10 protein-coding genes and 1 tRNA gene are annotated in these 14,000 nt (G+C 33.5%); 8 read left to right on the forward strand and 3 right to left on the reverse strand.

Annotated elements, in window-relative coordinates:
• A partial coding sequence (locus E7419_03020; GenBank protein ID MBE7014164.1) for an NgoPII family restriction endonuclease occupies positions 1 to 418 on the reverse strand: 418 nt, incomplete at its 3' end.
• Between the two features lie 7 nt (positions 419 to 425).
• On the reverse strand, positions 426 to 617 hold the full coding sequence (locus E7419_03025) for a DNA-binding protein (protein MBE7014165.1): 192 nt from the start codon (positions 615 to 617) through the stop codon (positions 426 to 428).
• A 453-nt stretch (positions 618 to 1,070) separates the two neighbouring features.
• Between E7419_03025 and E7419_03030 the strand changes: the two genes are divergently transcribed.
• The 3 genes from E7419_03030 to E7419_03040 all read left to right on the forward strand — a co-directional run bounded on the left by E7419_03030 (position 1,071) and on the right by E7419_03040 (position 3,455).
• Complete coding sequence (locus E7419_03030) at positions 1,071 to 1,409, forward strand: MobC family plasmid mobilization relaxosome protein (protein ID MBE7014166.1); 339 nt, start codon at positions 1,071 to 1,073, stop codon at positions 1,407 to 1,409.
• Positions 1,410 to 1,591: 182 nt separating this feature from the next.
• The gene (locus tag E7419_03035) at positions 1,592 to 1,828 is read left to right on the forward strand and encodes a hypothetical protein (protein MBE7014167.1); all 237 of its coding nucleotides are present in this window, start codon (positions 1,592 to 1,594) and stop codon (positions 1,826 to 1,828) included.
• Positions 1,821 to 3,455 carry a DUF4368 domain-containing protein gene (locus E7419_03040; protein ID MBE7014168.1) on the forward strand — a complete coding sequence of 545 codons (1,635 nt, stop codon included), beginning with the start codon at positions 1,821 to 1,823 and terminating at the stop codon, positions 3,453 to 3,455. The genes E7419_03035 and E7419_03040 overlap by 8 nt, the downstream gene beginning before the upstream one ends.
• Positions 3,456 to 3,509: 54 nt before the next feature.
• Here E7419_03040 and E7419_03045 read toward each other — a convergent pair.
• A tRNA-Gln gene (locus E7419_03045) sits at positions 3,510 to 3,583 on the reverse strand.
• 171 nt (positions 3,584 to 3,754) lie between these two features.
• On the opposite strand from E7419_03045, the gene E7419_03050 reads away from it, so the two are divergent.
• The 5 genes from E7419_03050 to nifJ all read left to right on the forward strand — a co-directional run bounded on the left by E7419_03050 (position 3,755) and on the right by nifJ (position 13,593).
• Positions 3,755 to 4,441: a helix-turn-helix domain-containing protein gene (locus E7419_03050; GenBank protein ID MBE7014169.1), complete on the forward strand. Its 687-nt coding sequence runs from the start codon at positions 3,755 to 3,757 to the stop codon at positions 4,439 to 4,441.
• 9 nt (positions 4,442 to 4,450) lie between these two features.
• Positions 4,451 to 6,469 carry an ATP-dependent DNA helicase RecG gene (gene recG / locus E7419_03055; protein MBE7014170.1) on the forward strand — a complete coding sequence of 673 codons (2,019 nt, stop codon included), beginning with the start codon at positions 4,451 to 4,453 and terminating at the stop codon, positions 6,467 to 6,469.
• A 143-nt stretch (positions 6,470 to 6,612) separates the two neighbouring features.
• Positions 6,613 to 8,496 carry a hypothetical protein gene (locus E7419_03060; GenBank protein MBE7014171.1) on the forward strand — a complete coding sequence of 628 codons (1,884 nt, stop codon included), beginning with the start codon at positions 6,613 to 6,615 and terminating at the stop codon, positions 8,494 to 8,496.
• Between the two features lie 202 nt (positions 8,497 to 8,698).
• The gene (locus E7419_03065; protein MBE7014172.1) at positions 8,699 to 9,991 is read left to right on the forward strand and encodes a hypothetical protein; all 1,293 of its coding nucleotides are present in this window, start codon (positions 8,699 to 8,701) and stop codon (positions 9,989 to 9,991) included.
• A gap of 92 nt (positions 9,992 to 10,083) precedes the next feature.
• The gene (gene nifJ, locus E7419_03070; GenBank protein MBE7014173.1) at positions 10,084 to 13,593 is read left to right on the forward strand and encodes a pyruvate:ferredoxin (flavodoxin) oxidoreductase; all 3,510 of its coding nucleotides are present in this window, start codon (positions 10,084 to 10,086) and stop codon (positions 13,591 to 13,593) included.
• The last annotated feature ends 407 nt before the right edge of the window (positions 13,594 to 14,000 follow it).

Here is a 14,000-nt window from a genome sequence, read left to right on the forward strand (position 1 = left end):
TATTGTCATCAACTACACCAACAGCATAAATCATATCTTTAACTGTCCAATTCTCACAAGTTCTGCAAGCGTTTTTTATCATCGGACTATCTGCAAAAAGTTTTGCTTTTGGATAACTGCTATTCAAGGCAAGCGAAGAATCATTCGACTCTATTTTCTTAACTTCTATTGCATCTCCACCTCGCAACATTGAATCAGGTGGATTGTTTTGATTTCCTAAATAACTAAAAACTTCGGACAACTTTTGATTTCTTATATTTTCATCTGATTCATTTACTGTTCCAGCAAAAATATCTTTAATATATTCTTCTAAAGCCTCACCCATATTATTGGCACGATTATGACTTTCTGAATACTTCCTTAATTCAAATTTAGGATTCTCGACTAATTGAATTATCGCATTAATTATGTTTGACATATTTACTTTACTCCTTGTTCTTAATATATTTTCCGCTTTTGATACGGGCATCCTTTGGTTTTTCTGTATCAGCTGGCATTAGCCATACTCCGGCCGTTTTAATTGCGCCTTTAATTCTATTTTCTTCACATAACTTTGTTATTCTGCGCTGTGTAATATTCCATAGAATACTTGCTTGTTTAGTTGTAAGAAAATCCATTTGAGTATACACCACCCAATTATAATATTAATTATATTATATACCTCAATCGGAATAAAGTCAATAGCAATCCAAAATATTATGTAAAATGATGTAGAATTTTTTGTTTTGAGAATTAATTTTATAATAAAATAATTCATAAATTTTGCATTTTTAAGTTTTAGCGCATATTAATATATAATGAATTTTTTAAGAAACTTTGGTAGATATATAATTTTAACGGTAGTAATTATAGAGAGAATTTTTTTAAAAATATTTTTTATTTTTTTGTGTAAAAATCCAATTTTGAATGTTACCTATGTGAAAGAAAAAATAATAAAAGTTTTTCATAAAAGTTGCTATTTTGAATTTTTGCGTATTACTTATATGAGGACAAAAATTTTTCTCTTAAGGTTGTAAATTTACAACTTTAATCGTTTATTAAATGAACACAAAAAGAAAGGCGGATTTTTTATGGCAAACAGAAAAAGAAACAAGCAAATTATTGTAAGAGTTACAGAGGAAGAACGGGAGCTTATAGAATTAAAAATGGCACAGCTTCCAACGGCGCAGTTAGGAGCATATATGCGAAAAATGGCGATTGACGGCTATATTATTCTTCTTGATATTCCCGAAATTAAAAAGCATACTGCTGAACTCTCTGCAATAGGCAGAAATATAAATATAATAGCAAAGCGAATTTGCCAGAACATTATCTATGAGCAGGACATTAAAGACATCAAAATTTTAATGGACGAGATATGGAAATCGGAACGGAAATTACTATCTTATTTCCTTAACATAAAGAAATGAAAAAGGGCTTGGGAATACCCAAAAATAAAATCAATTTTTTGTAAGTGGATAACCACTTACTGTGCTTGCTATTTAGTTAAAAATAGCAGGCAGGAAAATTTGATTTTGTGTCAATGGATATCCATTGGCTATGCTTGCTATTATATAGTTTTTAATTACTTAACGGAAAGGATTGGATAGGAATGAATAAGCAACAAAAAGACTACGGCTATATTACAAAATATAAAATGGGCGGTACAACATACGAGATTGAAACAACCTTTTCGGGAACAGAAACCTTGAACAATAAAATTATTCGCTTAATGCTCTCCGAAAAAATAAAATCAAAAACGGCTGACAATTCAGAAAAAGCGCGTTATAATTCAAATATACACTCTGTTTTGTCGGACGATGAAAAGGAGGATTTTAATAATGAATAAGCCCGACACAATTTCTGCTCTCTATTGCAGATTATCACAAGAGGACGCATTGGACGGTGACAGTAACAGCATCATAAATCAAAAAGCAATTTTAAGTAAATATGCAAGTGACAACAATTATCCCTCACCTCAATTTTATGTCGATGACGGTTGGAGTGGTACGAATTTTGAAAGACCATCTTTTAAAGAAATGATAAAGGATATTGAGGACGGAAAGGTTAAAACTGTCATTGTAAAGGATATGTCAAGACTTGGCAGAGATTATCTCAAAGTCGGTTATTTCTCGGAAATATTTTTCCCTGATAATGATGTCCGTTTAATTGCAATAAATGACGGAGTTGACAGCTTCAAAGGCGATAATGATTTTACACCATTTCGCAACTTATTCAATGACTTTTATGCAAAGGACACAAGCAAGAAAATTCGCGCAGTGTTTAAGTCAAAGGGAATGTCAGGGGAACATTTGGGACAACCCATCTTCGGATATATGAAAAATCCCGATAATAAAAAGCAATGGATAATTGATGAGCCTGCAGCTGAAGTTGTAAGGAAAATTTATGATTTATGTACTAATGGAAAAGGGCCAATGCAGATAGCAAAAATCTTGAAAGAAGAAAAGATTTTGACAACAACATCATACCACTTGCAAAAGGCAGGAAAGTCCTTGCCTGACAATCCGTATGATTGGGCATCTCAATCTGTTATACAGATTTTAGGCAAAATGGAATACATAGGCTGTACTGCAAATTTTAAGACCTATACAAAGTCTTATAAACTCAAAAAGAAATTAGACAATCCAAAGGAAAATTGGGCAATCTTTTATGATACGCAAGAGCCAATTATTTCAAAAGAGCAATGGGAACGAGTACAGGAATTAAGACAGAATAAAAGACGGAACACTAAAACCAATAAGCAAGGTTTATTTTCGGGATTGATATTTTGCGCTGACTGTGGCAGCAAATTACACTTTGCAACTTGCAAAAGATTTGACAGCACACAAGACCATTACAGATGTTCAAGATATAAAAGTAATACCGGCGATTGTTCTGCACACTACATTAGAGAAGAAACATTGCAAAATATTGTGTTAAGTCAGATTTTTGATGTTACCGCTATGATGTATGAAAATGCAGATGTATTTTTTAATCTTGTTGCAAAACAACAGATAGACGAGCAGGCAAAGGAAATGCAAAATAAGAAAAAACAGATAGCAAAATTTCAAAAAAGAATAACGGAGCTTGACAAGATTTTCAAGAGGATTTACGAGGACGATATTTCGGGTGTTATCTCTCACGAAAGATTTTTGAAACTGTCTGCGGAATATGAAACAGAGCAAAAGAAACTTCAAAAACAGGTTGCAGATTTTGAAGAAGAAACAAGCAATTTTGACAGACAGCAAATTGACTTTAAGCAGTTTCACGAAATCGTCAAAAAATATGTCGGCATCAAAGAATTGACACCGACAATCGTAAATGAATTTATTAAGGAAATTATTGTTCACGCTCCCGACAAATCAAGCGGACACAGAGTACAAAAAATACAAATTGTTTTTAATTTCATTGGTGAATTTACTCCGCAAAAAGAGTTTATTCCCGATAAAAAGGAAATTCCGCAAGACTATTTCTAATCTTGCGGAACATACTTCCTTATTAACCCCGTACTTTCGACAGGATTTTTGTTTTGGCTGCGGGAGAAGGATTCGAACCCTCACAGAATGAGTCAGAGTCATTAGTGCTACCCTTACACAATCCCGCAACATTTTTCTGACCTTACCTATTATAATACAAAATTTATTAAAGGTCAAGTTTTTTTGAAAAATATTTTATTTTTAATTTAAATTCTTTGTTTTTTGGGCTTACTACACTAAAGCAAAATGCAACTTTTTGCAGAAAATTATCAAAAAATGTTGCATTTTGCCTACTTTTTATGCTAAAATGTAAAAAAACAATAGGAGTGGCGACAATGAATGATGGTATTTACTTTGCTGAATCCGGAAGAAGAATAAAAGAATTAAGAGAAGCTCAGGGAATGACTATGGAACAGTTGGGTAATGGGCTTGGCGTAAATAAATCTACCATAAAAAGATATGAAGATGGTTCGACAAAAAGGATTACAATTGCAACTTACGAAAAACTTGCTGCTATATTAGGTACAACTGTTTTGTATCTTATGGAGGGTGTGAGTGAAAAAAAGGAGCATACATCTTTTTTAAAACCTATGCCACAAATGTATGCAATTCCGATTTTAGGGGTTATAAAAGCAGGTGAACCTATAATTGCACAGAATGAAATTTTGGGATATACATATATAGATAATAAGAATACTGAAAATTTCTTTGCCTTAAAAGTAAAAGGAGATTCAATGGACCTTGTGAATATAAAAGATGGGTCGGTTGTAGTTGTTAAAAGGCAGGAATATTTAGAAAACGGAGATATAGGAGTTGCACTGATTGACAATGAAGATGCGACTGTTAAAAGGGTATTTATAAACGGAGATATAGCAACCCTTATTCCACAAAGTTCAAATCCTCAAAATCAACCTATTATTGTTAATTTAAAAGAACAGGATTTTAAAATTCTGGGCAAGGTTATAAAAGCGGAATATTTCTTTTAGGAGAATGTTATGATTGAATTATCAGTTGAAAAACTTCCAAATATAAAAAAGGAAAGAAGTGCAATGCTAAAAAAACTCGGCATTGTATCAGTTTATGATTTGTTAAACCATTTTCCAAGAGCTTATGAAGACAGAAGTAAGAAAAAGAGCATAATAGAATGTTTTGACTTAGAAAAGTGTCTTGTAAAAGCAACCATTAAAACCAAAAGTTACAGACAGATAAGAAAAAATCTTGATATGATTAAACTTATGGTTTATGACGAAACGGGTAAAATGGAGATTACGTATTTTAATCAGAAGTATATGTACAATAATCTTAAAGAAGGCGAAGAGTATTTGTTTTTCGGCAAAGTAAAAAGAGGTTTTAATAAGGTTGAAATGACAAATCCTATTACCGAAAAAGAGCAGAAAACAACAGGAGGGATAACACCTTTGTATTCTCTTACCAAGGGGCTTAGCCAGAATGTTTTTGCCTCTTTTGTAAAATCAGCGATATGTGCAGTGGATTTTCAGACTTCGGAAACTTTGCCCGAATATATAAAGAGAAAATATAATTTATGTGATATTCTTTTTGCATATAGAAATATTCATTTTCCAAATAATGAATATGCTTTATCACTTGCAAAACACAGGTTCGTTTTTGAAGAATTGCTTTTTTTTGAACTTGGACTTTTGCAAAGGAAAAGTAAGAATGTAATAAATAAAGGTATTAAATTTACAAATTTTAAAATAGCGGAGGAGTTAGCAAAGATTTTACCATTTGAGTTAACAGGTGCTCAAAAAAGGGTAATAAGGGAAATAGCCAAAGATATTAAAGACGGAAAACAACTTAACCGGCTTGTTCAGGGAGATGTAGGCTCAGGGAAAACAATGATAGCACTTTGTGCAGCGCTTATGGCAGTAAATTCGGGCTATCAGGCTGCAATAATGGCACCTACTGAAATTTTAGCATATCAGCATTATGAAGAAATGGAAAAGTATTTTTCGCATTTTGGCTATAAAACAGCGCTTCTAACTGGCAGTACAAAGAAAAAAGAAAAAGAAGAAATATTAAAAGAGTTAAAAGAAGGAACTGTAAATATTTTAATAGGTACTCACGCGATTATAGAAAAAGATGTTGAGTTTAAAAACCTTGCACTTTGCGTAACTGACGAGCAACATCGTTTTGGTGTTAATCAAAGGGGTAAACTTTACGAAAAAGGTCAAAATCCACATTTTCTTGTTATGAGTGCAACACCTATCCCAAGAACTCTTGCTCTTATTATGTATAGTGACCTTGATGTGTCGATAATTGATGAACTTCCACCGGGAAGAAAACTTGTTAAAACAATCTGGGCAAAAGAAAGCGAACGAAAAAAAATAGATATATTTTTAGGCGAGAGATTAAAAAACAATGACCAGATTTATATAGTTTGTCCGCTTGTTGAAGAAACTGAGAATGCGGATGAAAGTTTAAAAAATGCAGTAGAATATTCAAAAGAAGTAGAAAAGAAATTTCCTGAGTATAATGTAGCATTCTTGCACGGTAAAATGAAGAATGAAGAAAAAGACAAGATAATGATGCAGTTTAAAGCAGGGCAGATACAAATTCTTGTTTCAACTACCGTTATAGAGGTTGGTGTAAATGTCACTAATGCAACTGTTATGATGGTTGAAAATGCAGAGCGTTTTGGATTATCTCAACTTCATCAGTTAAGAGGCCGTGTCGGAAGAGGGGAAAAACAGGCATATAATATTTTAATGAGTGACAGCCCATCTAAAAAAACGATGGAAAGATTAAAAGTAATGATGAAAACCAATGATGGTTTTAAAATAAGCGAAAAAGATTTGGAACTAAGAGGGCCGGGCGACTTTTTCGGGACTGCACAGTCAGGTTTTATTGATATGAAAATAGCAAACTTCTTAACCGATGTTAAAACATTAAATACAGTTATGGAGGAAGCAAAAGAAATTTTAAAAAGCGACCCGTACTTAGAAAAAGAGGAAAACAAACTTTTAAAAGAAAATGTAAAAAAATTATTCGGATAGCTCTCCGACGTCTAAACTCACCGAAAAATGTGCAGACCATTTTTCGGTGAGTTGTGTTTTTTTATAAACATTACTCTTGATATTATATTTTTATAGTGTTAAAATGGTACTATGAAATTTATGTGCAAAAAGGAGTTTTGAAAATGAAAAAACTTATTGTTTTACTAGGCATAACAATATGTTTAATTATTTTTAGTACCAATTTTGTTTTAGCTGAAAGTTCAGATGTTTTTACATACGAAATTACAGAGGATAATAAAATTGTTATTACAGGTGTAACAGATAAAACTGTCAGTGAACTTGATATTCCAAGCGAAATTGATGGGATAAATGTGACTGCCATAGGCGATTATGCTTTTAAAGATTTAAAAGAACTTACAACTGTTGAAATTCCCCAAACTGTTACAGATATAGGAAAAAATATTTTTTACAGGTGTGCAAGTCTTGAAAATGTTACTTTACCTTTAGGGCTTACTAAAATTCCCGACGGAATGTTTTATCAGTGTTCATCATTGGAAACAATAGATATTCCAAAAACTGTTACTGAAATAGGCGAATACGCATTCAGAGAATGTACTGGATTAAAAAAAATCAAATTTCACGAAGGAATAGAAACAATTGGAGGGTATGCTTTTTACGGTTGTAATAATTTAACGGATGTAACTTTACCTTCAACTCTTACTGTGGTAGAAGAATCCTTGTTTTGTGACTGTTCCAAGTTGGAAAATATAAATATTTTGGGAGATGTTACTGAAATTAAAGAAATGGCTTTTGCCGCTTGTGTTGAACTTAAAAATATGGATTTACCTGAGTCTGTTGAAACGATAGGAGATGGTACTTTTTATGGTTGTACCAAATTTGAAAGCATAGTTTTTAGTGAAAAACTTAACCAGATAGGAGAACAGGCATTTAACCAATGTAAAGCTCTTAAGGAAATAACAATTAAAGGAGAAGACCTTTTGGTCACTCAGGGAATTTTTTTAGAATGTGATAATTTGAAAGAGATTATAATTGGCGATGGTGTAACCCTTGAGGATAATTGCTTTTCGAAAATGGAAAGTGTTGAAAAAGTTTATATTATAGGAACATCAAAAAGTATTGGGCAAGGTGCTTTCAGTTACTGCACTAATCTTACAGAGGTATATATCATATCTGATATAATAGAAAGCCTGCCCGTTGCTTGCTTTTATGATTGCAAAAACTTACAAAAAGTGATTTTATCCGATAAGATTAAGACCATAGATGAAGGTGCTTTTTGGGGGTGCGTTAATCTTAGTGAAGTATTATATGAAGGAACTAAAGAGCAATGGGGAAAAGTAAAAGTTGAAGGATATAACTATTCGTTGGTAAATGAAAATGTTAAGTTTGAAAAGAAATTTACACCTGGAATTTTTCTTAACAAGATAAACGCCGTGTTAAATATTGGCGACTCTCTTACATTAGTTGAAACTATATTTGCTATAAATGAAACAAATAAAGATATTGTCTGGTCAAGTTCTTTAAATAGTGTTGCAACAGTAGAAAACGGAGTTGTTACAGCAGTATCGGCTGGTAAGGCAACAATAACTGTAAAAACGAAAGACTCAAAATATGTGGCAACTTGTCTTGTAACCGTGATAAATGAAGCGGTTGATAAACCTGTTGTAACATCTATAAACACAGTTTATGAAATGCCTTATACTTATACTGATGAGTCGGGACTTAAAAAAACAGTGCCAAGCGGTGTTGCATTTGCTACAGTTTATGACCAGTACGGAAATTATGAACTAAAAGAGTTCGGAATGTTGCTTACAGATAAAAATCTGGATAAAGAAAACTTTAAAATAACAACAAAAGGTATAATAAAAGGTAAGGGCGAAACAAAGCCGAATGTAGAAGGTCAGTTTGGGATAATGTTCTATGGTAATGGCCTTGAATATGGGAAGACTTATTATACTTTATCTTATGCGATATATGAAGATGAAGAAGGTAATGAGTTGACGATATATGGTAACAATGTAACAGAATTTTCGCCAAAGGGGGAGTAGATTATGAGATATATTAAACCTGAAGTTAAAATAGAAATGATAGAAATAAAAGAAAATATTGCAGGATTTGACGGATGGCTTAATGATAACGAAATGAGTGATGCGGGTATAACAAGAGTTCTTGTTGAAAGATTAAGTTAGTTTTCTTGTTATTTCATATTTAAAACACCTTTCTAATAATATAATTAGAGAGGTGTTTTTTATGTCAAAAAGTGTTTTTAAGAAAATGGCAACATTGATTTTTTCTGCTTTGTTCATAAAAGGATTAGGCTTTTATTTCAAGATATATTTATCAAAAGTTGCAGGGGCAGAAGGTGTAGGTTTGTATCATCTTGTGCTGTCAGTTTATGCACTTATGGCAAGTATTTCATCATTTGGAATAAGTCAGACTTTGTCACGGCTTATAGCGTATAACGAAAAATATTCTAAAAGAATTTTAAAAACCGCCATTATTGTGACAGGAGTTATTTCAACTTCAGTATTTTTGACAGTTTTTTTAAATGCTGAGTATATCGGAATTAATATATTAAAAGATTCCAGAGTTATAAAATCGATAAAAATAGTTGCATTCTCATTCCCTGCAATAGCAATTTTTTCTTCTGTTGCGGGATACTTTAACGGTCTTACAAAAGTTAAATATGCATCAAACGGGCAGATAATCGAGCAGATAATAAGAATTTTATTTGTAATGCTTTTTTTGAAAAAAGGAATGCAGTCGGGTATAGAGAGCGGTATGCTTGTATTAAGTTTCGGGATAGTACTTGGCGAATATATTTCAGCAATGTATATCTTTTTTTCTTACATTATTTTTTCAAGAAATAAAAAAGATGCTTATACAAAAAGATATTTTATAAAAGATATCTTGAAAATAAGTATTCCTGTTTCTTCGGGAGGATATATATCTTCATTTTTACATACTGTGGAAAATATTGTACTTCGTGAAAAACTTGTTCTTTCCGGACTTACAAATACTCAGAGTGTCAGTGTTTTAGGACTTGCAAAAGGTATGGCTGCACCCATTATTTTTTTCCCCGCACTTATTACAAATGCAGTTTCAATTCTCACTCTTCCTAAAATATCCAAAGAACAATCGCTTTGTAATTATAAAAAAATTAAAAGGATAACGAAAAAAGCACTTTGTATATGCTTTTTTACAGGGCTTATTTCAGCTTTCGTTTTTAAAGCAAATGCAGAAAGAATTTGTTTTTTCCTTTATTCAAGCTATGACTGTACTGTATTTGTAAAAAATATGAGCCTTGCTCTTCCGTTTATGTTTTTTAATATAACGGCGTCAGGCATTTTAAACGGAATAGGAAAGCATTTTTTAGTAATGGGAGAAAATTTACTTATAAATCTAACAAAACTTTTAATAATAATTATCTTTGTCGGAAAAATCGGTATAAAAGGATACTTTTTTGCCCTTTTTTTCAGTGAATTTCTTGGATTTATTATGTATTTTATGTTGATTTATAAACATATTTATAAAAAATATTAAAAATAGTTTGAAAATTGAAAAGTAATGTGTTATACTATATAAGGTTAATAATCAGCAAATGATAAACATAGATTTCAAGGAGGAAAGTTACAATGGCAAAAAAAATGATGACCATGGATGGTAACAACGCTGCTGCATATTGCTCTTATGCATTTACAGAAGTCGCTGCTATCTATCCTATTACTCCTTCATCAACAATGGCAGAAGTTGTAGATGAAATGAGTGCAAAAGGCCAGAAAAATATTTTTGGCGAAACAGTGGAAGTTGTTGAAATGCAGTCTGAAGCAGGTGCTGCAGGTGCAGTTCACGGATCACTTCAGGCAGGTGCTTTAACAACAACATTCACAGCATCTCAGGGATTACTTCTTATGATTCCTAATATGTATAAAATCGCAGGTGAATTATTACCTTGCGTATTCCACGTTAGTGCAAGAGCACTTGCTGCTCACGCTCTTAACATTTTCGGCGACCACCAGGACGTTATGGCTTGCCGTCAGACAGGTTTTGCTATGCTTGCTACAGGTTCCGTTCAGGAAGTTATGGACTTAGCAGGTGTTGCCCACTTAGCATCAATTAAAGGAAGAGTTCCTTTCTTACATTTCTTTGATGGTTTCAGAACTTCTCACGAAATTCAGAAAATCGAAGTTATGGATTATGAAGATTTAAAAGGTCTTATCGATTATGATGCTCTAAAACAATTTAAAGATAATGCCCTAAACCCTGAACATCCTGTTTTAAGAGGTACTGCTCAGAACTCTGACATTTACTTCCAGGGAAGAGAAGCATCAAATAAATACTACGAAGCTATTCCTGACATAGTTAATGACTATATGGGAGAAATTTCAAAAATCACAGGCAGAGAGTATAAACCTTTCAACTACTACGGTGCTCCTGATGCCGAAAAAGTAATCGTTGCTATGGGTTCAGTGTGTGAAGCATTGGAAGAAACAGTTGATTACTTAATGGCTAAAGGCGAAAAAGTTGGTGTTGTTAAAGTTCACTTATACAGACCATTCTCTGCTAAATACTTCTTTGATGTTCTTCCAAAAACTGTTAAGAAAGTTGCAGTTTTAGACAGAACTAAAGAACCTGGTTCTCTTGGCGAACCTTTATATCTTGATGTATGTAACCTATTCTACGGAAAAGCTGATGCTCCAATTATCGTTGGCGGACGTTTCGGTTTAGGTTCAAAAGATACAACTCCTACACAGCTTGTTGCTGTATTCAATAATCTTGATGCTAAAGAACCTAAAAACGGTTTCACAATCGGTATCAATGATGATGTTACCAACCTTTCACTTCCAATGCCTGAAAAAATCAATGCTGCTCCTGAAGGCGCAACAAGATGTAAATTCTGGGGATTCGGTTCTGATGGTACAGTTGGTGCCAATAAAGACGCAATCAAAATTATCGGTAACAACACCGACCTTTATGCACAAGCATATTTTGATTACGACTCTAAAAAATCAGGCGGCGTAACAATGTCTCACTTAAGATTTGGTAAGAAACCAATAAAATCTACTTACCTTCTTGACGAAGCAGACTATATCGCTTGTCACAAACCTGCATACATTCACCAGTATGATGTTTTAGAAGGTCTTAAAAAAGGCGGAACATTCTTACTAAACTGTGTATGGTCACCTGAAGAATTAGAAGAAAAATTACCTGCAAAAGTTAAAAGATATATTGCTGAAAATGAAATCAATTTCTACACAATCAACGCTGTTGAAGTTGCTGTAAAAGTTGGTCTTGGTCCAAACAGAATTAACATGGTAACACAAAGTGCATTCTTTAAACTTGCTAATGTTATTCCGTTTGATGAAGCAGTTGCACTAATCAAAGGCGCTATCAAAAAGACTTTCGGTAAGAAAGGTGACGATATCGTTAATATGAACTGTGCAGCAGTTGATGGAGCAATTGACGTTTTAAGAAAGATTGACGTTCCTGCTTCATGGAAAGATGCTAAAGACGAAGTTAAAGAAGAAAAAGATATTCCAGCATTTATCAAAAATATCGTTGAACCTGTTAATGCACAGGCTGGTAATAAACTTCCTGTAAGTACATTCTTAGGTATGGAAGACGGTACTTTTGAAACCGGAACATCACGTTTCGAAAAGAGAGGCGTTGCAGTTAACGTTCCTGTATGGATTGAAGAAAACTGTATCCAGTGTAACCAATGTTCACTTGTATGTCCTCACGCTGCTATAAGACCTGTTCTTTTAACAAATGAAGAAGATGCTAATAAACCTGAAACATTTACAACACTTAAAGCAACAGGATTTAACGATATGACATTCAGAATGCAGGTTTCTCCGCTTGACTGTTTGGGTTGCGGAGTATGTGCTAATGTATGTCCTGCTAAACAAAAAGCACTTGTTATGAAACCTATTGACGATGTTGCTGATGTTGAAGCACCTAACTGGGAATTTGCTATGAAAGTTCCTTCAAAACAAAATCAGATAGATATTTCTAAAACAACTAAAAATTCACAGTTTGCTCAACCTATGCTTGAATTCTCAGGCGCTTGTGCAGGTTGTGGTGAAACACCTTATATCAAACTTATTACTCAACTGTTTGGTGACAGAATGATTGTTGCAAACGCAACAGGTTGTACTTCAATCTGGGGTGGTTCTGCTCCTTCAATGCCATACTGCAAAAATGCAGAAGGCAAAGGTCCTGCATGGGCTAACTCATTATTTGAAGATAATGCTGAATTTGGTTTAGGTATGGTTAAAGCAAATAACAAGATTAGAAACACATTGGTTAACAGAATGAATTCTGTAATGGATGTAGTTAAACCAGAACTAAAAGATGCTTTCAAAGCATGGATTGAAGGAAAAGACAATGCTGAAGCATCTAAGAAAGCAGCAGCTGACATTATCAATCTTATCAAAGATGCTGATATGTCAAATCCTGCAATCAAAGAAATTGCTGACAGAACTGACTTCTTAGTTAAGAGATCTCAGTGGGTATTCGGTGGTGACGGATGGGCTTACGATATCGGTTACGGCGGTTTAGACCACGTTATCGCATCAGGCGAAGATATTAATATCTTTGTTGTTGATACCGAAGTTTACTCTAATACAGGCGGTCAGTCTTCTAAATCTACTCCTACAGGTGCAGTTGCTAAATTTGCTGCTGCAGGTAAGAGAACAAAGAAAAAAGACTTAGGTATGATTGCTACAACTTATGGTTATGTATATGTTGCTCAAATCGCTCTTGGTGCTGATATGAATCAGACTCTAAAAGCAATAAGAGAAGCAGAAGCATATCCAGGACCATCTCTAATCATTGCTTATGCACCATGTATCAACCATGGTATTAAGATTGGTATGTCTAATACTATTTTCGAAGAAAAGAAAGCAGTTGCTACAGGTTACTGGCACTTATGGAGATTTAATCCACAGCTTAAAGCTGAAGGAAAGAATCCGTTTACTTTAGATTCTAAAGATCCTACAGGTACAGTAAGAGAATTCTTAGAAGGCGAAAACAGATACTTGATGCTTAAGAAAGCATATCCTGAAGTTGCTGAAGAATTATTCCAAAAAGCAGAAAAAGATTTAGCTGACAGATTGGAAACATACAAAAAAATGGCAGAGTAACAGACCGTAAAAATAGTCTGGAACATGCAAAGAAAAAATATAGAGGATGCAAAAGCATCCTCTTTTTTTAATTACAAAACGGAATGGACGCAAAAGGGACAGACCCCATTGCGTCCATTTTGATAAGGTATAAATTTGCTTTGCAAATTTATGAAATAAACACTTCGCATTTTGAACAAATTTTCCTGGTTCGGTTTAATGCCAAAGGCATCGAGCCATTTGGCATTAAAAACAGACCGTAAAAATAGTCCGGAACATGCAAAGAAAAAATATAGAGAATGCGAAAGCATCCTCTTTTTTTAATTACAAAATGGAATGGACGCAAAAGGGACAGACCCCATTGCGTCCATTTTGATAAGGTATAAATTTGCTTTGCAAATTTATGAAATTGAAAAACCACCATAAAA

The organism is Oscillospiraceae bacterium (assembly GCA_015068525.1).
Lineage (GTDB): Bacteria > Bacillota > Clostridia > UMGS1840 > HGM11507 > SIG450.

What these genes read in the sequence shown, in the direction of transcription:
- E7419_03025 (MBE7014165.1), bottom strand. Translation starts at nt 617, where the DNA reads ATGGATTTTCTTACAACTAAACAAGCAAGTATTCTATGGAATATTACA.
- E7419_03030 (MBE7014166.1), top strand. Translation starts at nt 1,071, where the DNA reads ATGGCAAACAGAAAAAGAAACAAGCAAATTATTGTAAGAGTTACAGAG.
- E7419_03035 (MBE7014167.1), top strand. Translation starts at nt 1,592, where the DNA reads ATGAATAAGCAACAAAAAGACTACGGCTATATTACAAAATATAAAATG.
- E7419_03040 (MBE7014168.1), top strand. Translation starts at nt 1,821, where the DNA reads ATGAATAAGCCCGACACAATTTCTGCTCTCTATTGCAGATTATCACAA.
- E7419_03050 (MBE7014169.1), top strand. Translation starts at nt 3,755, where the DNA reads ATGCTAAAATGTAAAAAAACAATAGGAGTGGCGACAATGAATGATGGT.
- recG (MBE7014170.1), top strand. Translation starts at nt 4,451, where the DNA reads ATGATTGAATTATCAGTTGAAAAACTTCCAAATATAAAAAAGGAAAGA.
- E7419_03060 (MBE7014171.1), top strand. Translation starts at nt 6,613, where the DNA reads ATGAAAAAACTTATTGTTTTACTAGGCATAACAATATGTTTAATTATT.
- E7419_03065 (MBE7014172.1), top strand. Translation starts at nt 8,699, where the DNA reads ATGTCAAAAAGTGTTTTTAAGAAAATGGCAACATTGATTTTTTCTGCT.
- nifJ (MBE7014173.1), top strand. Translation starts at nt 10,084, where the DNA reads ATGGCAAAAAAAATGATGACCATGGATGGTAACAACGCTGCTGCATAT.